This is a genomic window from uncultured Chitinophaga sp., assembly GCF_937898475.1.
GTDB lineage: Bacteria > Bacteroidota > Bacteroidia > Chitinophagales > Chitinophagaceae > Chitinophaga.
This window is the reverse complement of sequence record NZ_CALEJS010000015.1, coordinates 203,166-228,244: the sequence shown is the minus strand read 5'-3', so window position 1 is coordinate 228,244 and position 25,079 is coordinate 203,166. Positions and strand designations below refer to the sequence as shown.

Sequence of the window (25,079 nt, the reverse complement as noted above, 5' to 3'; positions counted from 1 at the left end):
TGATTATTGTTGGAGCAGGGCCTGTTCCTGCTCCTGCCTGTAAAATGTGCTGATGATCTCTGCCATGCGATCGGGGTGTTTAAGAATAAAAAAGTGATCGCCTGCCAGTACCTGTTTTCTGAAACGACGCCGTGTGAACCTTGACCAGTTATCGATCTGTGCCACATGATCTTCCTGGTCTCCCATCATTGCATAGAGCGGCGCCTGTACCGCCGGTTCCTTTGCCAGGTTGTTCCGCTCCGCGATCTCAAAATCGGCTCTCAGAATGGGCTCAAAAATGCTGAACAGTTCTTCATGATCAATCACTTCCTGTGTTAAGCCACCCAGCCGCTGCAGCTCAGCTATGAATGCGTCACGGGGCAGCAGGTAACGTATCTTTTTCTCCCGATCAACTATACCCGGACCCGCGTTGCCGCTTACAATAATACCGGTAGGGTACCTGCCTGACCGTTCCAGTAAATTGGTTACCCGCAGGGTAAGGTAGGCGCCCATGCTATGCCCGCAGATCAAAAAACGCGGGCCGCTGAGGCGCTCTATTACCTGCTGGTACAGGTCTTGCGCAGCGGCATCAAAATCCTTTAACAGCGGCTCCTTCATCCTGGATCCCCTGCCGGGCAATTCCAGGGGGATTGTCTCAAAACCAGGTAAGCGCTGCTCCAGGAAGCTGAAGGAGTAACGGTTTCCTCCGGCAAAGTGAATAAAAAATATCTGTGGCTGCTTCATAAACTATACTTGCTGTGCTTATTGAAAAACCTGTACACGCTCCGGGATCAGTTTACCATATTCCATCCTGAACAGCTTATCGGCACAATGATAATAGCGGTCATCATGGGTAATGGCGATGATGGTAATACCTGTTTGCCGGATCAACGGGATGATCTCTGTATAAAATTTTTTCCTGAAATGCGGGTCCTGGTCGGCTGCCCATTCATCTATCACCAGCAGCGGCTTCTCTTCCAGCAGGGCGGCAATCAGCGCCAGGCGCTTACGCTGCCCGGTAGACAGCGCGGTGGTAGAGAACACTCCTTTGTCATCTATGCTCACTTTATCTTCCAGCTCAAACAGCTGCAGGTAATAGCGCCACTTTTCCAGGTCAGGCTTGTCTATTCCCAGCAGTTCACTGAACAGGTAAAAATCACTGAACACTACCGCATAAAAGGCTTTGTATTGCGGATATAGATCCTGGCTGACCGGTATATCATTGACCCTGATCTCTCCGCCGGTAGGTATGCGCAGACCCAGCAGGGTATGTATGAAAGTGGTTTTACCACTGCCATTGCCTCCGTAGATAAAAATCACATCCCCTTTACGGATCTCCAGGTCAATGGGGCCTATACCAAAGGCCTGCGATGTTGCACCATATTCATACACCAGCTGGCTGATGGTGATCTGTTCCAGCGCATTTTTAAAAATCACCGGCGGGCCGGGTATGATCGCGCCAACCGGGCTGTCTTCCCTTTCCAGCTTGTCTTTCAGCTCCAGCAGGCGGCCTGCAGACACTCTTGCCCGCACCAATACGGGCAGCAACACCATGATAGTGTTGATAGCGCCCAGCAGGTACAACAAGGTGAATACAAAAGTGACGGTATACTTTACCTCTATTTTTAAAGCCGTGTTCAGGTAGATCAGGATAGCGGCGATCAATGTGTAGAAAAGTGTATACCCGGTTATCTGGTTATTGAGAAAGCCGATGTACGCTTTGGTATTGTTGTCAAATGCCTGCGTTGAAACGGGACGTACCTGGTGATCAAAGATATCCTTCCCTTTCCGGGGATCCATGAACAGTTCCTTGAACCCATCGAGGATAGCATTAAAGCTGGACTGGAAACTGGTTTCCAGCGCACGGGACCGCTGAAAGTTCTTTACATTCATACTGGCCCTCAAACGGTAGATGCCGATACCTGTAAGCGCTACTACCAGCGTGATGCCAAACAGCAGCAGCGATAAGGTAGCCAGGTAAGCAAAACATACCACCATGAGCACCGTAGCTGTAAAGAAATCAATGATGCTCTGCGATGCCTGTGTGAGCATGTTCACATCGCTTACAATAGCGGAATGCACTTCTGTTTTCCTGGCCGAAAGCTGCTGGTAACCGGACCTCAGTACCAGCGATACGATCTGCTTGCGGAGGTCCCAGAAAAGTGTCTGTGACAGCCGTATGATCGCTACAGACAATACTCTTCTGATCCAGATAAACAGCAGGATGATGGCCACAAATATCAGAAGGTACTCGTGGGTATTGGTAAAGTTGCCCGCAATGATCTGTCCCAGCACACTGGTTACCGTATTAATAAAAAGGAAACTGCATAATCCGGAAAGGATACCCAGGCCTATGTACTTCAGCAACCCCGCTTTGCCAGTCATCGGCAGGATTAATTTCAATATACGCTTCATGGAAATGCGGTTTATACAGCCTGCTCCTGGATTTTCATTGCGGCTTTCTCTCCCAGCTTCCGGTTTACAAACGCGGTCAGCATATCAGCCGTGTATTCACTGCAGGGCAGTCCGTCATTCGTTATCTTCTGTTCGTCATTCAGGTCATCCATCAGGAGCAATGTCTTCTTGCCATCCCTGTTCCTTAAGACCAGCACATTTACAAGCGGCGTATTTTCCCACCACAGGTAAACATGTTTTTCATCGGGCAGGTATTTACCCGTGTAGGTGATCAATACAGGTACGTCTTCCCTGCCTAATCCCTGGGCCACATAATGATTATAAATGCCGGAAGCGCAATGCATCAGGCCTGTACAGGGGCCAAACACCATCCGTGTGCAGGTGGAGGCCAGCAAACAAATATCTTCTCTCAGGGTGAGACTTTCAGAAAATATCAGCTTATCCATATACTCCTCTCCCAAAAACGCTTCGTAAAACTCCTGTTTGCCCATACTGGTTTCATCGTATATGAGCACTTTCACATTGTCCTGCTCCAGCAGCGCTGTGAGGAACTCCGCATACACCTCCATGTTCAGCAGCTTATCCCTGCGGGTGGTGCTGTCCAGTATGATATACAGCTGTTCATGCTCTTTCAGCCCTTTTTTCCTGAGCCATTCATCCGCCCATTGCTGTTCTTCCCTGGTAACAAAGAGGGCTGCGGGCGTACGGGACGCTTCAAAATGCCGGATCAGCTCCTGGCTCATGGGAAACACCGGAGTGGTTCCGCTATCAAATTTCAACATGAGGCGCGACATGGAGTACACACATACCTTGTACCGGGCATCCTGTATGGCGGCGCCATACCTGTCATGCAGATAAGCCAGCACCGCTTCTTCATGCAGTGATATTGCAATAATGAAATCATAAGCTTCAAATTCAATGTCCTGCCATTTCATGACCGTTACCGCATGCAGATGGGGATTATGCTTCAGCAGGGCAGCTGTCAGCTTAGCGGTACCTGCCGCGGTGAAATTGATCGTAATAGTGGCATTTGCCAGGAGCGTATGCACGTACTTCAATTTATCAAAGCGGATACACCAGTCACCTATATTGGTCAATGGCTCCTCATGGAGGATCAGTACACGCTTTACGCCGGCGATATCCAGGCCTGCATTATTTTCCAGTATCTTGTCTAAAGTTGGCTGATGATCCAGATTCATGCCTCAACAGTGTTTTAGGGTTATGAGCACTTTATTATTTAGCCCGGTTGTTTTCTGACTGGCCGGTCTGCCTGATCTTGTAATTGGTTTTCTTCAGGTTGCCAAAATTGTAAGTGGCAATGAACCTGAAGTAATTGGTATTGTAGGTACGGTCATAAAATACCGTTGTCTGCCCTACATCGTAAATACCGGAGGTGTTGGTCTTGTGAAAGATATCGTTGGCGGTAAAGCTCAGTTTCAACGCATTCTTAAAGAAGTCTTTCTCAATACCCAGTGTAACGGTAGACCTGTGCTTCTCATAACGTACGCCGTAATATTTGTCGCCCAGGTACCAGGCCAGCAGCTGCAGCTTAAACAGGTTGTCCACATTAAAAGTATTGCTGCTGTACAGGTATACGTATGGCTTGGAGTCTACCATGGCGTAGTTATACTTGTTATCGGTAGACTTACTGTAGCTTACCGATACGGTATTGAGGGAAGTCCACCACTTAATGCTGATCTGTCTTGACAGGGACGCAAAGAAGGTATTGTCCTTGTCCAGGTTGATCGCTTTCAGCACATAGGTATTGGCGCTGTCTCCCCTTAAAGCAGCTGCTGTAAATGGATTCAGTGTGTAGTTATATCCCACGCGGAAATCGTATTTTTTATAGTTCAGGCCAACCTCGAATGCATGTGTTTTCTCCGGCACCAGGAAAGGGTTGCCTTCAATGGTGGTAAAGGGATCCTGGTAGAATACAATCGGGTTCAGCGACTGGTATCTTGGCCGGGAGATCCTGGCTGCATATGAAAATCGCATTTTGACCTGCTGCATGGAAGTGTTCAGCAACAGGTTGGGAAATATATTGAAGTAGCTGTCTGAAATGGTCTGCCCTCCGCCTACACTGGTGTTCAGGTCATAGTTGGTCCACTCGCCCCTTGCACCCAGGCTATAGTTTACTTTTCCCAGCTTACCGTTATAGTTCACATAAGCGGCCGGTATTTTTTCAATGTATTCAAAGTTATTAGACAGGTCTTTATTGTAAATAAAATCCTCTCCTTTCTCCGAGATCAGGAAAGTGGTGGAGGCCCTGGTATTTACATAACCGAATTTAACGCCCAGATCCAGCTTGCTGCTGGCGGAAAACACTTTTGTATAATCTGCCTGCGAAGCGGAAATGTATATTTTGAGGCCGGCCAGGTTTTTCAGCAACCGGCCGTCGGCGGTACCGTCCTTTATACTTTTTTCATCTATAAAATCATCGTTGTCTCCATTGAAATAAGACAACTGGGTGCCCAGGAATAAGCCGGAGCCCAGGCTGTCAAGCGTGTTGTTATAGTTCAGGGTGCCGGTATGGTTCCAGCGCTCCTGGTTCACGGCAATATTGCTTGTATAATGACTGGTGCCGTCGTTGGTGGTAATGGCATTCCTGCTGTCCTGGCTGCCGCCCTGCTTCTCCACGTACCCGCTGTAGGCCAGTGAAATGTTACTGCGTTCATTAATATTGTACTGGGCGCCTAACCCAAAATTGGAGTAGTTGTTGAACTTACGTTTCCAGTCTGTTATCAGGTCAGAATTCATGTAGTCGGGGCCCTCGGGGCGTGTCCTGGTAGTATACAGGTATTCACGGCTCTTTCCTACCAGCAGGCCATAGTTACCTACCAGGGAGAACTTGCCTTTCATATAGCTCAGGTCCAGGAAGGTATTGGCATTGGTGCCTGCAAAATCAGAGGTGGTTACGTGCTGGCTTACGGTGCCGATAATGCCCTCCTGCATATTCACCTTTGTGATGATGTTGATCACTGCTTTGCCTTCCGCATCATATTTGGCAGAAGGATTGGAGATGATCTCGATCCGGGCGATCTGCGAGGTGGGGATGGCAGACATCTGCTCACGGGTGATCCGTTTGCCGTTCAGGTAGAAAATAGCTTCACCTTTTCCGAATACGGCTATCTGTCCGCCGTCGTCAATTACAACATTGGGCGACCTGCTCAGTATTTCATTTACGGAGTTGCTGCTGGCAAGTATTGTTTTGGCTACGTTCACTTCTATGTTACCGTTGGCGCTGTATCGTACCATCGGCACCTGGCTGGTGACCTGCACTTCGTTGAGCTGATACTTACCGCTTCCTACCAGGATGGTGCCGAGGTGGATGTTGGCCTGGCCATTATAAGTGACTTTTATAATGGTATCACGGAACTGCAGGGAGGTAAATTTAAGCAATACCTCCTTCCTGTTGATATTCGTAATTTCAAATGCTGTATTCAGGAAGCTGGTCCCTTTAATAAAACCGGAATCAGCAGCAGAGAGCACAATGACATTCCCGGTAAGCGGCTCATTCGCGGCGTTGGCTACCCGGCCGGAAATGGAGCTGATTTGCTGGGCATTCAACCTGGCTGCTGTAATACAAAACAGAAAAAGCATGGTGGTTGTAACGAGGGATCCTTTCATAGTTGTTTTGATTAGATAATAGTATGCTTATGCTACACTTAATGGTTTACCAAACTGTTGTTCGCATTTAAAAAGCCCGCTTTAACGCAGTAATGCACTACATTATTGAGGTACGCAAGGCGGTCATACGTAATGTCTGTCTTGATTTTTTCTAAGGTTAACCTGGTTGCCTCTGTCAGTATCTTATAGTTATTTTCACGGGTCCTTTTATCATAGGTGCCATACTTCATCAGGCTAACAGTATATTCCTCAGCACTTTCCTGCCATTTTTCAATGTATTCCAGGAAGTTGTCATGGTCTAATTTAGATAAATTAATTTGATTTTTTTCAAATACCTGTATTATTTCCTGCACTGTAAAGCTTCTCTCAGCGCTGAGATGGAAGGTGTTCAGCAGCTCATGCCGGTAGAAGGAAAGATCGCCGATGGTATTGGCCAGCAGGTCAACCGGTGTGATCTTCAGGTTCAGGTTATACTCCAGGAATTCATCAGAATAATACCCTGCTTTATACAGGCGATGCAGTTTCATGTACATGAGGTTCTTATTCATGTTGAAAGGCGCAAAGCCGTCATGGTAGCGTCCGCCGATATTGGAAATGCGGTAAGTATTTACGGCTATACTGCCGGAACGGTGCTTATTGATATACTCCTCTGCGAGCAGCTTGGTGCCTGAATGCACAAAATTGGCGGTCTGCTGCCCGAGGTTGAGATCTGTTTCATAGAACGCCTCAATGTGAGCGGGCATGGCCTGCCCGGTGATCCCGATCGTTGAAATATAGTTGAAATACTGTATGCCTGACTTGAGGGCCCAGTCAAACAGGTGCCGGGTACCTTTGTAATTAATATGTTCTTCCAGGTTGGGGCTACCTACAAAAGCGGGCGACCCCGCCGCATGATAAACGGTATTCACTTTTTCCAATGCGCTCAGCAGCTGCGGATCTTTAAACAGATCTTCATTATTAAGATCCCCCTTCACTACTTTGATCCGCTCCTGTTCTCCAAGGCCGAAGTTCCTGCTGTATATTTCCTGGAAACGGCGGAGCGCGTCATCATTGTCCTTCCCTCTTACCAGGCAAACGATATTTGCGCCGGTATCATTCAGGAGCTTTTTTACCAGGAATGAGCCCAGCAAACCGGTGGCGCCGGTAACCAGGATATCGCGGTGAGCTACCCGGCCGGGCACAGGACTGGCCTTAATGGCGTTCAGCAACTGTTGATAGCGTTCTTTTCTGGCGGCTGTATCCTCAACGGTTACCAGTACCGGTTTTTCTTTCACTTCCTCCTGTTGGGGGTTCAGTCTCTCATGCAGTACTGCACAGAGTTTTTCCAGCGTGGAAAAAGAATACATTTCTTCATAGGTGACCAGCTTGCCATTGAATTCCTTGTCCAGCATCGATAGCATATCCAGACCGGATATGGAATCGCCGCCCAGCAGGAAGAAATCATCAGCAGGGGCGATATCCGCGTCCATTTCCAATAGCTGCTTCCATATGGGCACTACCCGCTCCCTGATCGCTTCCAGGCTGATCACAGCCTGCGGCTGTGCTTTCCCGGCTTCCTTCTTCTCTGCCACCGTTTCAGTGACAGCGGTATTGGTCAGATGCTCCGGCCAGAACCGTTTTAGCTGGTACACCGGCAGTTGAATACCCGGCAGGGGAACCGGTACATTTGGCGCTTTTAAAGGTTCCCGGCCGGCTGCCAGTAAAGTTTTATAAAGCTGGTAACGCTCTTTTGCATTGAATGCACCGGCGACGGTGAGGATATGGGCGGCGTCAAAACGCATGTCATTACTGGTGGAGAAATCGATCAGTACTACTTTCTGCCGGGCAAACTGCCTGAAAAGATATTGTTCAAAATTGTGCCGGTTAAACGGGTGCTCATTCAAGCGGATAAGGCCTGGATCATTGATGATATCCACGGGGCGCAGCTTATTATTCAACAATGCCTGCAATACGCTTTCTCCCTGCCTGGCAATTACCTGCAGCTTATTGCCCAGCAGCGACAAGAGATATTTGTACAGTACATACTGAAATAAAACGCTCCTCACTTTATTGTCCTTTATCTGCCCGGGATGGTACGTCTCCCCGATCACATCATCCCAGCTCTTCCTAATGAGGCTGTTCTCCCGCAGCACCTGCTCCACCAGTGCTGGCGGGTAGCTAAGCAGATCAAGGTCCAGTAGCAGGAACGCTGTTTCTTCCCGGGGCTTTTCTGCTGTTTTACGCAGCTCCTCTAACAGTTCCTCCCTCGTGTTAAAAATGATCCCTTCGCTCAGCTTACCGGCATTATACAAACGGTTGATCTTCTGGCTGAACAGCCGGAGGCTGGCGGATGGATTTTCTTCCAGGAAGCGGATCAGCGTTTGTTTTTGCTGTTCCTGCCGCTCTGTGGTTGTTTCGCTGATCTGCAGGAAATATGGCTGCGCCGGTTCTGCGGGTTGCACATTTTTCTCCCGATGCGCAATGACCAGGTGTACATTGGTGCCTGTTAAGCCAAAACTGCTTACGCCTCCTACCCTCAGTCCTTTATTGTCTTCCCAGTATTCCGGTTCCCGCTGCACCCTGACAGCACTCCCCGCTTCGTCTATATGTTCATTGATGACATCAAAGTTTGCCTGCGGGGGGATAACGTGGTTATTTAAAGCAGCAACCACGCGTAACAGGCCCGCCATACCGCACATGGTATCCAGGTGCCCTACCTGCGCCTTCACGGAACTGATCTTACAGGTGGGTGCAGCAATACCTTTCTCTGCAAAGGCCTCATTGATCCCGGAGAACTCAATAGGATCTCCGAGGATGGTGCCCGTGCCATGCGCTTCAATAAACTTCACGTCTGCGGGTGCGATACGGGCATTGTCCCATGCTTTGAGGATCACCTCTTTCTGTGCTTCAATGCTGGGTGCAGTGAGGCTGGTGATCCTGGCGCCGCCATGGTTAACACCACGCCCCTCTATAGTTGCGTAGATGGGATCTCCATCCCTTTCCGCATCTTCCAGGCGTTTCAGTACCATGCACACCGCGCCTTCCCCGTTCATCATCCCGTCTGCATCCTTATCAAAGGGCCTGCACTCGCCTTTCCTGGAGATCACCACAAAAGTGGCGGCATTCTCTTTGGTGATGGTACCCAGTTTAACACCTCCGGTCAGCGCCATGTTGCACTCCCCGTGCTCCAGGCTGAGGCAGGCATTGTGTATGGCCATCAGCGAAGATGAGCAGGTGGTATTTACTGACATGATCGGGCCGCGGATGTCCAGGAACCGGGCAAGGCGGGTAGCTTCAATACCGGTGAGGGTATCGAAGAAATCGTACTGCCCGCTGATGTAGGCAGGATATTGCGAACGCGCCGGAGACAAAAATATCCCGGTCAGCGATGCCTGTATATCTTTTGCCGTATAGCCTGCATCATAGAAAGCCCTCATGGCATGCAGCAGGAAAAGCCGCTGCTCGGGAAATGTTTTCATCGCCTCCCGTTCCGTCTGATCAAAAAATTCGTTGTCATACAGGTCAATGCGATCCAGGAAGCCCGCCGCTGCAATGTCCACAGGGCCGTATCGCGCCTGTACATCCCGCAGTCTTCCCGGCGGCAGTGCGCCCACGTTGATATCTTTCCTGTTGAGGGACTGAGACAATGCCGCCCAGTCCCCGATGCCCGGCAGTTCAAATGAAATGCCTATGATAGCAATTGATTTATACATCTTTCACAGTTTTAGAACTTTAAAACCTCAACATTTTCTTCCACGCTTTCCGCCGCATCCCTTTCTTTGTTGATCACCCTGGCAATGCTCTCTATGGTAGTGTATTTAAACAGGTCAACTATGCTGATGGATACGCCCATGTCTTTCTTCAGGATACGCCTGAGCCGCACCACATTCAGTGAGTTGCCGCCTATATCAAAGAAGCTGTCTTTTACGCCCACCTGTTTCCTGTTCAGGATGGTTTTCCAGATCTCTGCCAGCTCTTCTTCCGTACGGTTCCTGGGCGCTACATAGTCCAGGTCGGGTTGTTCCTGGTCGTGCTCCAGTGCAGCGAGGGCTTTCCGGTTCACTTTACCGTTTGCGGTCAGCGGCATTTCATCTACCTGGATAAAGTAAGCGGGCACCATAATGGCGGGCAGTTTGGCAGACAAATAGGCGCGTAAGTCTGCCGGTTTCAGTTTTTCAGCCGCAACGATATACGCTGCCAGTTCTTTTTGTCCGAGGCCTGTTTCGCGGTCAATCACTACAGCGGCATCTATGCCCGGTATCTGCGCCAGCTGGTGTTCTATTTCGCCCAGTTCAATACGGTGGCCCCTGATCTTCACCTGGCTGTCTGTCCTTCCGAAGAATTCGATCGTGCCATCCGGCAGCCATCTTGCGAGGTCGCCGGTATTATAGATCTTTACCGCTTTATTGAAGGGCGCCTCAATAAATTTTGCAGCGGTTGCGGCTGCCTGCTGATGATATCCCATGGAAAGGCCTTTACCGCCAATGAATAACTGGCCTTTAACGCCGATGGGGCATAGCTGAAGATCTTTATTCAGTATGTAGATCTGTGTATTGGCGATAGGTTTTCCTATCACATTGCCTTTTTCTGTTTCCACCCTGGTGGAAGCAGACCATATGGTAGTCTCCGTAGGGCCGTACATGTTATACACCCGGGCCGTGGTGGTATCCAGTATCTTCTTTTTGAGTTTTTCCGGGAAATACTCCCCGCCAACGATCAGGTGCTTTAAGGATTGCAGGAACCTGGCTGAGTCATTGTCCTCCGTCAGGGCCCCCAGGTAAGAGGGGGTGATCTGCATGGCAGTGATGTGCTGATCCTGGTTAATGCCGCCTCCTTTGAATTCATCTTTCAGCTCATTCAGCATCGCCAGTCCTGCCATTACTTTATCATTTTCAATACCGAAGTCTATCAGGCAGCCTATTTCAGTAACGCCTGCCTGGTAGAGTCTGCGCAACATCCTGCCACAGCTCTCTTTGGTACCGAAGAGCGCAGACGTGTTCCAGTAACGTTCAAACACCATTTCCAGCAGGTCTTCCAGTTCGTTCTCTTCAATATTGCTGGCTTTACCGATACCTGCCAGGAGGTTTTTCAGCAGACCAATGCTGGAACGGAGATAGTTTTTGAAAGGCTCTTTCACTGTTCGCTTCACGGTCTCCATATCATCGCCGATATAAACATGCAGCATCAGGGTAACGCTGGCCTGCTGCACGTCATAACCGTTCAGCGTCAATTCTTCCTTATAGGCTTTGATGTTCTCTTCCAGTACGTTGATGTCCTGTCCCAGCATATGGGTAAGCAGGTTGGCCCCTATCCTGCCGGCGCTCCTGAAAGTATCTGCACTGCCTGCAGATGTGATCCAGATGGGAAGATCCTGCTGGATGGGCTTGGGAAAGATATTCAATTCAACTTCCTTCCCTGCGCCGTTGATGCGTTTTACGGGCTTGCCTTTCCAGAGCTGCTTCAGCTCCTGGATCTGCTGATACATCACTTCGCGGCGATTCTTGAAATGGTCTGGCTTGAACACGAAATCGTCTGCATGCCAGCCGGAAGCGATGGCGAGGGCCACGCGTCCTTTTGAAAGATTATCCACTACAGACCATTCTTCTGCCACCCTGATGGTATCATGCAGCGGAAGCACCACACTGCCTGCGTGGATGCGGATATTCTTTGTAGTAGCGGCTATGGCTGAAGCCAGCAGTGAGGGGTTGGGGAAGATGCCGCCAAACTCATGGAAGTGTCTTTCGGGCAACCAGAGTGCGCTGAAACCGTTCTCATCTCCGTACTTTGCTGAGTCCAGCAGCAGTTTGTATTTATCTTCCTCATTGAAGTTCTGGCTGGCAAAATAGAACAGGCTGAAATCCATTTTAGGATTGCCCTGCAGCCAGCGGTCAAAGCCATATAGTTCTGTATTATCTTTCTCGATGGTGATCTTAATGCCATTGCATAAGGTCCAGAACAGTTCCAGTATGGAGATATCAAATGAGATGGTGGTCAGCGCCAGCAGATGGTCTGAAGTACCCAGCTGCAGCGCATCATTCATGGCGTGTATGAAATTGGACAGGGCCGTGTGACCGATCTTTACGCCTTTAGGCTGGCCGGTGGAGCCCGAGGTATAGATCATGTAAGCCAGGCTGTCCGGAGCGGTGGATGACGGCTGGTAAGTAGCAGCGTACTGATCCTGCGTCTGGGTAAACTGCGCGATCATATCTGCGTTAACAATGATCCTGGCGTTACTGTCCCGCTCCATATAAGCGGTACGATGCTCCGGGTAGTTAGGATCAATGGGCACATAGGCGCCGCCTGATTTCCAGATGGCCAGGATGGCGATCACCACCCATTCACTGCGGGGTATCTTAAGACCTACCAGCTCATTCCTGTTTATCTTACCCTGCGTTTCCAGGTAATTGGCAAAACGGTTGGAAAGCGCATCCAGCTCACGGTAGGTATACACTTTACCCTTAACTGCCAATGCTTCCTTTTCCGGATGCTGCGCTGCCTGTTGCCGAAACAGGTCTATTGCCGACAGGGAGAGGTCAAAAGCTTTTTCCGTATCATTAAAGCCGTGCAGGAGCCTCTCTCTCTCAGCAGCAGGAATAACCTGGCTGGTGTTAACCTTCTGGTGGGGGTTTTCCAGGTAACAATCCAGCACGTTCATAAAATATTCCTGGAACTGTTCAAGGGTAATATCAGCTTTGAATGCACGGGTAGCCAGGTATTCCATGAGCATCTCCCCATTGCGTACATCGATGAAGTTCACATCCAGGTAAGTGTTGCTCATCTCATGGTTCCGGGTCTTTATCCCCTTCTTCTGCTGGAACTGGCTCTTGGCGCCTGTAAGTTCCCGGTAAACATTCTGAAAATCGATGTGGTTGAAGATGATATCAAAGAAGGGATTTTCGGCGCCGGCCCTTTGCCCGGTTATTTTGGTGATCTCCAGCAGTGTGGAGCGGTCTCTTACTTTCAGCTCCAGCATCTGCGCTTCTATATGCTGGAAATATTCTATCCAGCTAAGCTCTTTTACTTTGTCAAACTGCAGCCTTAAAGGCAGGGTGTTGAGGAAGCAGCCCAGCACCTTATCGCCGTCTTCAATAGCGGGGCGGTTATTGGATACAACCCCCATTACAAAATCATCCTCCAGCGCCAGCATGTTGAACACATAGGCAAAAGCGCCAAAGATCACGTTCTTATATGCCAGCCCGTCTTTTGCGGCCTGTTCTTTCATACGCAGGGATTTTTCCATCCCCAGACTTGCCCTGAGATGCCGGGAGTCTACCCGGTCTGTGTGAAACACATCCAGACGGTTAAAGTCCTTCAGCTTTTCTTTCCAGTAACTGATCGACACTTCGTTGTTCTTCTCCGCCAGCTCTTCTATCACCAGGTCTTTAAAGAAAGCTTTCAGGGGCGCCGGTTTGTAATTTTTATTATCCTTCAGCTGCGCGTAGGTGTTGAACAATTCGGTGTTCAGGGAGGCCAGGCTCCAGCCGTCCAGAATGGCATGGTGGAACTGGATGAGGTAGGCGCTGTTCTCTTCATTCAGGGCAAAGATGTTGATCCTCCACAAAGGGGGCGTTTTAAAGTCATAAACCTTAAAACGCTCCTTTACCATATAGTCATGAATGTATTGTTCCTGTTCGGCGATGGTATTCTTTGTGAGATCGGTAAACTGCACCCAGGGCTCCACTTCCTTATATACGATCTGCACCTCTTCGCTGAAATTATCCAGCTCAAAGCCGGTTCTCAGCACCGGGTGTTTTTCCATCATCAGTTTAACAGCATGTATAAAATCATCCTGCCGGTCTATAGGGGGCACAAAATATACAAATTGGTCGTGATACATGGCTGCCTCGGGGTTCATGATAGACAAGAGCACCATCCCTTTCTGAATATCATTCATGGGGAATACGTCGGCAATGTTACTTTTGTCAATCGTAGCAATTGTTTTTTCCATTTTTAATCTTTTTACTATTTGTGATTAACATTTTTTAGTTTCCCAATACCTCATCCATCAGCTTATCAAATGACATCCTGATATCTTCCCTGATCTCCTTTTTTTCTTCGAGTAAAACAGTGCTTTGCTGTACCTGTCCGCTCAATGCGGCAATGGTATTAAACTGGTATAACTGGCCAATGGTTAAGGCGGCATTGAACTGCCGGTTGATCCTGCTGATCAGCCGTATGGAGATGATGGAATCTCCGCCTATGCGGAAGAAATTATCATGGATACCTACCTTTTCAAGGCCCAGTACTTCCTGCCAGATAATGGCCAGGGAAGATTCCATTTCATTGCGGGGCGCTTCGTAGGCTTCAGCAGCCAAGCCCTCGCCCTGCGGCTCCGGTAAGGCACGGCGGTTCAGTTTCCCGCTGCTGGTCAGCGGAAAGCTTTCCAGCTCCATGATAATGCCGGGGATCATGTACTCCGGCAGCCGGGCGCTTAGGTAATTGTACAATGCCTCCCGGCTGTAACCCTCACGCGGCAGCACATAGGCCACCAGGTATTTGCGAAGGCCCTCTCCTTTTACCACCACGGCTGCCTGCTCTACCAGCCCATAGCTCAACAAACGGGTTTCTATCTCTCCCGGTTCTATGCGGTTGCCACGGATCTTTACCTGGTCGTCCATCCGCCCCATATAAGCTATCTCGCCATTGGGCAGCCATTTGGCCAGGTCGCCGGTACGATAGGCACGGCCACCGGTGGTAAACGGACTGGCAATAAATTTCTCCGCACTGAGTGCCGCCTGGTTCAGATAACCCCGTGCTACCTGTACACCTTCTATCAGCAGCTCGCCGGGCACACCGACCGGCTGCAGCTGCAGGTTACGATCTACTATATAGATGCGCGTATTGGCTACCGGTTTGCCGATGCTTACCCCTGAAACGTTCGTGTCTACCTCCGTAAGGTCTATGGCGGTAACATCTATGGCCGCCTCCGTAGGTCCGTACAGGTTATGCAGCCGCACCCAGGGCAGTTTCTCTTTAAAGGCGGCTACCAGTACGGGCGATAATGCTTCCCCGCTGCACACTACATGCTGCAGGCTGCGGCAGCTGGCGGCATCCAGCTCTTCCAGGAAAATGCCCAGCATAGACGGCACAAAATGCACAATGCTGACCTGCTCCCTGCTGATCAGTGATTGCAGGTAGGCAGGATCCTTATGCCCTTCCGGCGCGGCAAATACCAGCTTGCTGCCCGTGATGCCCGGCATCAGCAGCTCCCATACAGACACATCGAAGGTATAGGGTGTTTTCTGCAGGATCACTGCTTCCGGACCGATGTGCAGGTTATCCCGCATCCATAGCAGGCGGTTGTATAATCCTGCATGATCATTCAATACACCTTTGGGTTGACCGGTAGAGCCGGAGGTATAAATTGCATAGGCGCAGGCAGACAAGGGTACCTTGGCGTCTTCCAACACAGGTCCGGCTTCCTCTTGAAAAGCATCCAGGAAGGCGGCATCTATGCACACCTTATACTGGCTGTTCTCTCTTATATACTGCCACCGTTCTTCCGGGCAGGCGGTATCAATGGGCACATATGCCCCGCCTGCTTTGAGGATACCCAGTATGACCACCAGCATGGATATACTCCGTTCCAGCTGTATGCCTACCAGGTCGTTCAGTCCTACGTGGTAGCGGGTGCGTAAATAGTAAGCCAGCTGGCCGCTGCGCTCATCCAGTTCCCGGTAGCTCAGTTGCGCATCCTGGTAGCGTACGGCTACCTGGTCTGGCTGTTCGGCCACTCTTTCCCGAAAGAGATCCAGCACGGTGGTATCCGGGGCATAGGCAACAGTTGTGGCATTGAACACATCCAGGATCTGCGTACGTTCCGCTGCAGGCAGAAAGCTGATCTCCCCGGTTTTCCGGTCTGGAGCATCCAGGTAAGCTGACAACACATGATCAAGGCATTCCTGCATCTTTTCCAGGGTAATACCAGGGATGAGCGTTCGCCTGAGGTTATAGATCAGTTGCAGCCCCTTGCCGGAGAGGTTCACGTTCAGGTCAAGCGCAGTGTTCCTGGAAACATGATCGTTCACATTCAGACGGTCATCGCTGCCGCTTGTATTACCGTTATTACCTGCAGTGCTTATTTCATCATAGATGTGGAAGTCCACATAATTGTACATGATATCAAAGAAGGGAGACCCTCCTGTTGCGTTCTCATTTGTTACTTTCGATATTTCGTATAGTGTCAGGCGTTCTTTGCTTTTTAAGCGGGTCAGTTGTGCTTCCAGGTTTTTAAAGAAGGCGTCCCATGTCAGCTGGTGAACGTCTTCCAGCCGGTTCCGGGCAGGTATGGTATTTAAGAAACAGCCCAGCAGCTTGTCGCCGTCTTCCATCAGAGGCCTGTTGTTGGTGACCATGCCGATAATGAAATCATCCTCGTAGCCCAGCAGCTTAAGTACGTATACAAAAGCGCCATATATCACCGTCTTAACAGACAGGCCTGCGGTACGGCATTTTTCTTCCAGCTGGTATTTAAACCTGAAGTCGTAGTTTTTTGTAAGACTTTGCTCACATGGGTTGTTCTCAAAGAGTTGCAGGCGTTTGTAGTCTGCCAGCTCTTCCTGCCAGAACCGGATGGCGGCTGCATCCTGTTTTTCACAAAGCGCCGCTATTATGGCGTCCCTGTTGGTAAGCTGCAGTTTTTCCAGCGTAAGGGCGGCGGGATCTTTCTCCAGCTGCCGGTATATTTTAAACAGCTCTGTATTCAGGGAAGCAACACTCCATCCATCCAGTATGGCATGATGGAAACGGAACAAAAAGGCATCTTTATCCGGCGACAAGCTGAAGATATCTGCCCGCCACAATGGGCCCGTCATCACATTGAATGCCTGCTGACGGCAGGCAAGCATAAAATTGCTGATATGCTGTTCCTGCGCAGCTTTATCCAAATTGCTGATGTCCTGGTAACCGATTGTCACAGGTATTTCTTTGTCAACGATCTGAACTTCCTGGTCATAACTGGTAAGATCAAATCTTGTACGTAAGGTGGGATGCTTCCACGTTAATCGGGTGAAAGCCTCCCTGAATATATCAGGATTTACTTTCGGTATAGTGAATGTGAACTGATCGTGATAAACAGCCGCCTCCGGATTTAATGCAGACAGGATAACCATACCCTTCTGTATATCACTCATCGGGTAAATGTCTTCTATGGCGGCTGCATTGGGGATCATCCCGAGTACCTGCTCACGCAGGCGGTCTACGCTGCCGGTGATCTCCTGCTTTACGCTTTGCCAGATGGCAGCAGCGTCAAGATCATCCTTTAACAGTCCGCTCAATGCGGCAATGGTATTAAACTGGTATAACTGGCCAATGGTTAAGGCGGCATTGAACTGCCGGTTGATCCTGCTGATCAGCCGTATGGAGATGATGGAATCTCCGCCTATGCGGAAGAAATTATCATGGATACCTACCTTTTCAAGGCCCAGTACTTCCTGCCAGATAATGGCCAGGGAAGATTCCATTTCATTGCGGGGCGCTTCGTAGGCTTCAGCAGCCAAGCCCTCGCCCTGCGGCTCCGGTAAGGCACGGCGGTTCAGTTTCCCGCTGCTGGTCAGCGGAAAGCTTTCCAGCTCCATGATAATGCCGGGGATCATGTACTCCGGCAGCCGGGCGCTTAGGTAATTGTACAATGCCTCCCGGCTGTAACCCTCACGCGGCAGCACATAGGCCACCAGGTATTTGCGAAGGCCCTCTCCTTTTACCACCACGGCTGCCTGCTCTACCAGCCCATAGCTCAACAAACGGGTTTCTATCTCTCCCGGTTCTATGCGGTTGCCACGGATCTTTACCTGGTCGTCCATCCGCCCCATATAAGCTATCTCGCCATTGGGCAGCCATTTGGCCAGGTCGCCGGTACGATAGGCACGGCCACCGGTGGTAAACGGACTGGCAATAAATTTCTCCGCACTGAGTGCCGCCTGGTTCAGATAACCCCGTGCTACCTGTACACCTTCTATCAGCAGCTCGCCGGGCACACCGACCGGCTGCAGCTGCAGGTTACGATCTACTATATAGATGCGCGTATTGGCTACCGGTTTGCCGATGCTTACCCCTGAAACGTTCGTGTCTACCTCCGTAAGGTCTATGGCGGTAACATCTATGGCCGCCTCCGTAGGTCCGTACAGGTTATGCAGCCGCACCCAGGGCAGTTTCTCTTTAAAGGCGGCTACCAGTACGGGCGATAATGCTTCCCCGCTGCACACTACATGCTGCAGGCTGCGGCAGCTGGCGGCATCCAGCTCTTCCAGGAAAATGCCCAGCATAGACGGCACAAAATGCACAATGCTGACCTGCTCCCTGCTGATCAGTGATTGCAGGTAGGCAGGATCCTTATGCCCTTCCGGCGCGGCAAATACCAGCTTGCTGCCCGTGATGCCCGGCATCAGCAGCTCCCATACAGACACATCGAAGGTATAGGGTGTTTTCTGCAGGATCACTGCTTCCGGACCGATGTGCAGGTTATCCCGCATCCATAGCAGGCGGTTGTATAATCCTGCATGATCATTCAATACACCTTTGGGTTGACCGGTAGAGCCGGAGGTATAAATTGCATAGGCGCAGGCAGACAAGGGTACCTTGGCGTCTTCCAACACAGGTCCGGCTTCCTCTTGAAAAGCATCCAGGAAGGCGGCATCTATGCACACCTTATACTGGCTGTTCTCTCTTATATACTGCCACCGTTCTTCCGGGCAGGCGGTATCAATGGGCACATATGCCCCGCCTGCTTTGAGGATACCCAGTATGACCACCAGCATGGATATACTCCGTTCCAGCTGTATGCCTACCAGGTCGTTCAGTCCTACGTGGTAGCGGGTGCGTAAATAGTAAGCCAGCTGGCCGCTGCGCTCATCCAGTTCCCGGTAGCTCAGTTGCGCATCCTGGTAGCGTACGGCTACCTGGTCTGGCTGTTCGGCCACTCTTTCCCGGAACAGATCCAGCACGGTGGTATCCGGTGCATAGGCAACAGTTGTGGCATTGAACACATCCAGGATCTGCGTACGTTCTGCTGCAGGCAGAAAGCTGACCTGGTTCAGGGGTTTATTGCCTGATGTGGCAAATTGTTCAATTACATGATAGAAATGAATGGCCAGCGCTGCCATGGCATCTTCCTCATACCTGCCGGCGTTGAAGCGGATGTTTACCTGTAAAGCCCCGGAGGAGGGCAATACCAGGATGTCCAGGTCATAATTTGTTTGCTCAAACACCTCTACCTGCTGAATGCTCAGAGACGGTCCCTTGCCGTTTACTGTATCGGCATTTTCCTTTATCGCGTCTTTAACAGGGAAGTTCTCAAACACCATGATGTGATTGATGAGCGCTGCTCCCAGCTCACTCTGCGCCTGTACCTTTGCCAGGTTCAGGTAATGATGTGCATTGCTGTTGATGCCCGCATCCTGCACCTCCTTCAACAGGCTGAAGAGCGTATCATCCTGTTCATACCGGATCCTCACCGGGATGGTATTGATGAACAGGCCCACCATCTGCTCAATGCCCGGTATCGCAGCAGGACGGCCGGATACCACTGCCCCGAATACAACATCATTGGTATGATTATACTTAGACAGCAGGAATCCCCAGGCGGTTTGCAGGAATGTGCTTTGGGTTATGCCCAGCTCACTGCATAGCGCCTGTATACTGTCCAGTAATTTTCCTTCTACCTTCAGGGAATTAAGTCCCTCCCGGTAAACCTCACCGGGTTTACTTTTAACAAAAGGCAGGGTGGCTGCCTGCGTATATTCATCCAGGTAATTTTTCCAGTAGTCCAGGGAAGCCGCTGTGTCTACGTCCATTAACCAGCGGATATAATCTGCATAAGGCTTCGGTGCGGGCAAGGCAGGAGGCAGCTGCCTGGTAACGGCCTGCAGTATGCGGTTAAAATCCTGTATCAGGATGCTCATGCACCATCCATCCATCAGTATGTGATGATGGCTCCAGATAAACTCATAGTGCGTTTCATCCACCCTGAGTATCTTCAGGCGCATCAGCGAATCATCCGCCAGCTTAAAGCCCGCGTTCCTGTCAGCCGTTTTGTACTGCTTAATATAATCCGCTATATCATCTTCACCGGTTATAGCGGCGGGGATCTCCTCATAGAAAAACCGGGCCTGTACGCCAGTTCTTACCACCTGCAAAGGAAAGTCCTTTACCTTACCTGCAAACCCCGTTCTCAGCACAGCGTAGCGTTCCACCAGTCTCTCATAGGCAGTATGGATCAATGGTATACTAAGCTCCTTTGCCTGTATGCGGTAGGAGATCTGTTCTACGTACTGTGAACTGGCGCCGTCCCTGAGCCAGTGATAGTATATTCCCAGCTGCAAGGGAGACAGCTCATATACATCTTCGATATTATGTGCGGCATTCAGTACCGCCAGCTCCTGCATGCTGAGGTCGCGGTAGGTCAGGTCTGAAGGCGTTTTAAAACGGTGCGGCTCGCCGGATACGGTTTCAATCAGTGCTGCCAGGTGTTTTTTATAGGCTGCCTGCAAACGCGCAATGGTGTCTTCATCATAGACCGCAGCGGCATACATGATACCGATATACAAGCGGCCGCCAACAAAAGATCCGGATATGTTGAGCAACACCTCGTCGGTATTCTCCCGGGCAATGTTAGGACCTATTGCTTCCGTGGCATAACTGAAACCGGTGTCATTCCTGTCTGCAAACGTGGTATCAAAATCACCCAGGAAATTGAACAATACCGAAGGGGTATAATGCAGATGATGGTAGTCTTTGTTCAGGTATTTCAGCATGCCATAACCGATGCCTTTGTTGGGTATCTTCCGCAGATCTTCCTTTACCCTGATCAGGCTGTCCACAGCATTACCTGCAGACTCCACCTCCAGTATAAAGGGATACATGGTTGTGAACCAGCCCACTGTTCTGCTGATGTCTGCATTGTCAATAATCTCCTCTCTTCCATGGCCTTCCATCTTTACGACCACCTGCTGCTGGCCGAACACTTCACTGATGGCCAGCCCCAGGCCCGTCAGCAATACATCGTTCACTTCGGTATTGTATATGGTATGGAATTTTGTCTGCAGCAGCCGGGTGGTCTGTTCGTCCAGGGAGAAGGTAACTTTATCTTCCAGGAACAGGGGGCCGCTGTGCGGATGGTCTGTTCTGATGACGGGTACATCTTTTTCACAGATGCTGGTCCAGCAGGCCGCTTCCTTCAGAATTTTCCCGCTGTTGGCATATTCCTGCTGCAGGCTGGCCCATCGCTGGTAGGAGTCTGTTTTTGCAGGTAACACCGGCACATTGTTTTCCTGGTATTGCTGATACAAAGCCAGCAGGTCTTCTATCAGTATGCGCCACGAAATTCCATCTGTTACCAGGTGATGGATGATGATGGCCAGCCGTTCTCCGTCTGCCAGCCTGAAATGAGCTGCCTTTAGCAGGGGGCCGCATGAAAGATCAAAGGCGGCCTGCAGCTCTGTGGTCAGCCGTTTCATTTCTTCCAGGGGATCTGCAGCAGCGGAGAGGTCCCATGAGCTGATCAGCTCTCCCACTGCATCAGCAGCATTATTAAACTGCCGCCATACGCCATCCTGCAAGGTGAATACCATTCTCAGTGCATCGTGGTGGATAAGCAGTTCCTTCAGGCAGCGGTCCAGTAGCTGCAGGTCAATGGGCGCCTGACTTTTCAGCAGGATAGACTGGTTGAAATGTTGTAATACAGGGGTGTTCTCAAAGAAATAATGCTGGATGGGGGTTAAAGCAACAACGCCTGTTACGGGCGACTGATCGACCTGGTGCGTATTGATCACCAGCAGGGATGCCAGCGCTTCCAGCACCGGGGTTCTGAGAATATCCTCCACCTTCAGGGTATAACCGGCCTGTTTCAGGCGCGATACCATCTGGATGGACTTGATGGAATCGCCGCCCAGGTTATAGAAGTTTTCCTTTATGCTGATCGACCTCCTGTTCAGCACTGCCTCACATACTGCGATGAGGGCCTTTTCCTTTTCGTTACGGGGCGCAACAAAAGCTACCTTGTCAGCCAAAGCTGCTTTATCCAAAGCCAGCAACTGTTTCCGGTTGGCCTTACCGCTGGCGTTCAGCGGAATGCTGTCTACCTGCACAAAGTGGGCAGGCACCATATAATGCGGCACCTTATCAGCCAGGTAATTCCTGAGCGCTGATACCTCCTGCGCTTCCCTTGAAACAATAAATGCCACCAGGTCTTTCTGGCCGGGAACAGTTTCCCGTACCAGTACAACGGCGTCGTCTATACCTTCTTTTCTCCTGATGTGATATTCAATCTCGCCCAGCTCAATCCTGAATCCTCTTATTTTCACCTGGTCGTCTGCCCTGCCAAGGAAATGAATGTTGCCGTCTGGCAGCCATAACGCCACATCACCGGTATCATAAAGTAAATGGCCCGGCCGGAAAGGATGGGGAATGAATTTTTTCCGGGTCAGTGCTTCGTTGTTCACATATCCCCTGGCAAGGCCCGTACCAGCAATATATAAATGACCTTTAACGCCCACAGGTGACAGCTGCAGGTGTTGATCCAGCACATAGAGCTGCGTATTAAAAATAGGTTTGCCTATCGGGATGATGTGATCGTTACGTTGCTCCTTGCAATCGTAATAAGTGACGTCTATACTGGCTTCCGTGGGGCCGTATAAGTTCATCAATGATACCCGGGGCAAGGCTTCCAGCAACTCATCGCGATGGTCTTTTGACAGGGCTTCACCGCTGGTAAAGACCTGTTTCAGGCTGCGCAGCTGCTTTTTCTCTTCCGGGAACTCTTTCAGGTAACCGAGGAAAGACGATAGCATGGCGGGTACAAAATGCATGACCGTAACGCCTGCCGTCGCAATGCTTTGTACAATACTGGATGGCACCTTCTCTCCTTCCGGTTCCAGCAGATGAACGCTGGCGCCGTACATACTCCACCAGAGCAGTTCCCATACAGATACATCAAAAGAATAAGTTGTTTTCTGTAAGATCACATCAGCGCTCTTCAGCGGGTAGGCATGCTGCATCCATACCAGCCTGTTGACCAGTGACCGGTGCTCAATCATCACACCTTTGGGTGCGCCTGTAGACCCGGAGGTGTAGATCACATACACCAGGCTACCGGCATCATTCACCGGGACAGGGTCCGCGTTGGAATACCGGTGTGCCACCACGTTAAAGCGGGCCATAAATTCCTCGTCGATCGTGCATTTGCAGCCGGCGTCTGCCTTGATGTATGCTTTTCGGTCTGCCGGGTTGGCCGGGTCCAGCGGCACATAGGCGCCGCCGGCTTTCAGCACACCATATATAGCAATTATCAATGCAGGCGTTCTGCTCAGTTCAATACCTACCAGGTCATCCGCACCAATGGCGTATTGCTCCCGCAGGTAGTGCCCCAGCTGGTTGGCAGCCGCATTGAGCTGCGCATAAGTTAGCACACCTTGCGCAGATGAAACGGCAATGCTGCCGGGCGTGCGGCGCACCTGTGCTTCAAAGAGCTGGATGACTGTCTTATCATCCGGGTAAGGCCGGGCGGTATTATTAAACGCATGCAGCAACTGTTCCCGCTCTTCTGCCAACAGGAGGTCATATTTACTGAGCGGCAAATGAGGATTGTCTAATACCGCCTCCGTCAGTTTGCTGAAATGCCTGAGCAGCTGTGAGACGAAGGCTTCATCGTAAATATCCGCGTTATAGTTCACGATCAGCTGCAGCTGAGGACCAGCCTCCACTCCATTGATCTCTATATCGAATTTAGCATTCCGCTTTCCCCGGAACCGGATGGTTGCTGCCTGCTCTTCGCTCACGGTGGCCCTGCTGTTAGCGGTATCCGAACTCAGTAAGGTCAGCATCACATCGAACAGCGGGTTCCTGCTGTTATCCCGCTGCAATTGCAGGGATTCTACCAGCAGATCAAAGGGAAAGGACTGATGCGAGAAGGCCTCCAGTGCATTGGCCCTTACACCGGCATAAAGATCAGCAAAGGTCTTTGTGGGATCGATCCTGTTCCTGAGGGCAAGCGTATTGACATAAAAACCGATCTGGTCTTCCAGTCCTGCGTGATCACGACCAGCTACGGCGGTGCCCATCACGATCTCCTCCTGCTCTGTATAGCGGTATAACAGCGCATTCCACAAACTTAAAAGCGTGATGAACAAACTGCCTTCATGGGCCTGCGTAAATTGCTTCAGCCTGGCAGTGGTAGCTTTTGACAGCCAGGTTTCGAGCAGTTCTCCCCGGTTGGTTTTTACCGCCGGGCGTAGGGGCCTGCCCGGTATTTCCAGTAAAGGAATATCGTCTGCAAAGACAGCATGCCAGTAGTCTTTATCCTTATTGATCTTACCGGCTTCCAGCTGCGACAGCTGCCAGCAGGCATAATCCTTATACTGTATCTCCAGCGGGGGGATATTGGGCGAAACGCCTTTCCTGTACGCATGGTAGTATGACAGCACATCCCTGATCAGCACCCCGAGTGACCATCCATCACTGATGATGTGATGCATGATGTAATAGAAGCGGTAGCGGCCGGGCGCCAGTTTGATCAGGGACATCCTGAACAGGGGGCCATTGGCCAGGTCAAATGCTTTGAACCCGTCTGCTTCAATGTACATATCTGCTTCAGCAGCCGGTTGCTCCAGCATGCTGAAATCCAGGAACTGTATGTCTATATTCAGCGCATCCTCAGGCAATATCCATTGCCGTACTTCGCCATGCTGATCTTCGCGGAAGACCGTACGCAGTATCTCATGGCGATCAGCCACCGCGTGGATGGCCAGCCTGAAGTGCTCCATATTCAGCTCTTCAGACAGCTCTACCTGGTTGGGTATAATATATGCTTTGGACACTTCGGGGTACTGGCTGAGGATCCACAGGCGTTTCTGTGCAAATGATACCGGGTAACTTTCCTGCTGGGGAGCGGGATGGATCTCGGTAAAATCCTGTTGTGCGGCATACTTTTTCAGGTATGCCACCAGCGCTCCTTTATTTTCCTTTATCTTATTGATCAGCGGTTCGGCAATGCTTTCTCCTTCAAAATCTATCAGCAGATCGCCTTCATCCAGCGATAGGGTTATATCATGTTCATTCAATTCTGTCAGCAGCTGGCTAATATTCAT

7 protein-coding genes are annotated in these 25,079 nt (G+C 50.5%); all 7 read right to left on the bottom strand.

Features of this window, described 5'->3' with window-relative positions; all coding sequences use genetic code 11:
- Positions 1 to 3: 3 nt before the first annotated feature.
- The 7 genes from Q0577_RS07860 to Q0577_RS07830 are packed head-to-tail and all read right to left on the bottom strand — an operon-like array spanning position 4 to position 25,079.
- Positions 4 to 723: an alpha/beta fold hydrolase gene (locus Q0577_RS07860; RefSeq protein ID WP_298734521.1), complete on the bottom strand. Its 720-nt coding sequence runs from the start codon at positions 721 to 723 to the stop codon at positions 4 to 6.
- Between the two features lie 18 nt (positions 724 to 741).
- Positions 742 to 2,394: a cyclic peptide export ABC transporter gene (locus tag Q0577_RS07855; protein ID WP_298734519.1), complete on the bottom strand. Its 1,653-nt coding sequence runs from the start codon at positions 2,392 to 2,394 to the stop codon at positions 742 to 744.
- A gap of 11 nt (positions 2,395 to 2,405) precedes the next feature.
- The gene (locus tag Q0577_RS07850) at positions 2,406 to 3,593 is read right to left on the bottom strand and encodes a hypothetical protein (protein ID WP_298734517.1); all 1,188 of its coding nucleotides are present in this window, start codon (positions 3,591 to 3,593) and stop codon (positions 2,406 to 2,408) included.
- Positions 3,594 to 3,627: 34 nt separating this feature from the next.
- The gene (locus Q0577_RS07845) at positions 3,628 to 6,021 is read right to left on the bottom strand and encodes a TonB-dependent receptor (RefSeq protein WP_298734515.1); all 2,394 of its coding nucleotides are present in this window, start codon (positions 6,019 to 6,021) and stop codon (positions 3,628 to 3,630) included.
- Between the two features lie 38 nt (positions 6,022 to 6,059).
- Positions 6,060 to 9,713: a beta-ketoacyl synthase N-terminal-like domain-containing protein gene (locus tag Q0577_RS07840; RefSeq protein WP_298734513.1), complete on the bottom strand. Its 3,654-nt coding sequence runs from the start codon at positions 9,711 to 9,713 to the stop codon at positions 6,060 to 6,062.
- Positions 9,714 to 9,724: 11 nt separating this feature from the next.
- Positions 9,725 to 13,948, bottom strand: a complete 4,224-nt coding sequence (locus Q0577_RS07835; protein ID WP_298734511.1) for a MupA/Atu3671 family FMN-dependent luciferase-like monooxygenase — start codon at positions 13,946 to 13,948, stop codon at positions 9,725 to 9,727.
- 34 nt (positions 13,949 to 13,982) lie between these two features.
- Complete coding sequence (locus Q0577_RS07830) at positions 13,983 to 25,079, bottom strand: non-ribosomal peptide synthetase (protein WP_298734509.1); 11,097 nt, start codon at positions 25,077 to 25,079, stop codon at positions 13,983 to 13,985.

What these genes read in the sequence shown, in the direction of transcription:
- Q0577_RS07860 (WP_298734521.1), bottom strand. Translation starts at nt 723, where the DNA reads ATGAAGCAGCCACAGATATTTTTTATTCACTTTGCCGGAGGAAACCGT.
- Q0577_RS07855 (WP_298734519.1), bottom strand. Translation starts at nt 2,394, where the DNA reads ATGAAGCGTATATTGAAATTAATCCTGCCGATGACTGGCAAAGCGGGG.
- Q0577_RS07850 (WP_298734517.1), bottom strand. Translation starts at nt 3,593, where the DNA reads ATGAATCTGGATCATCAGCCAACTTTAGACAAGATACTGGAAAATAAT.
- Q0577_RS07845 (WP_298734515.1), bottom strand. Translation starts at nt 6,021, where the DNA reads ATGAAAGGATCCCTCGTTACAACCACCATGCTTTTTCTGTTTTGTATT.
- Q0577_RS07840 (WP_298734513.1), bottom strand. Translation starts at nt 9,713, where the DNA reads ATGTATAAATCAATTGCTATCATAGGCATTTCATTTGAACTGCCGGGC.
- Q0577_RS07835 (WP_298734511.1), bottom strand. Translation starts at nt 13,948, where the DNA reads ATGGAAAAAACAATTGCTACGATTGACAAAAGTAACATTGCCGACGTA.
- Q0577_RS07830 (WP_298734509.1), bottom strand. Translation starts at nt 25,079, where the DNA reads ATGAATATTAGCCAGCTGCTGACAGAATTGAATGAACATGATATAACC.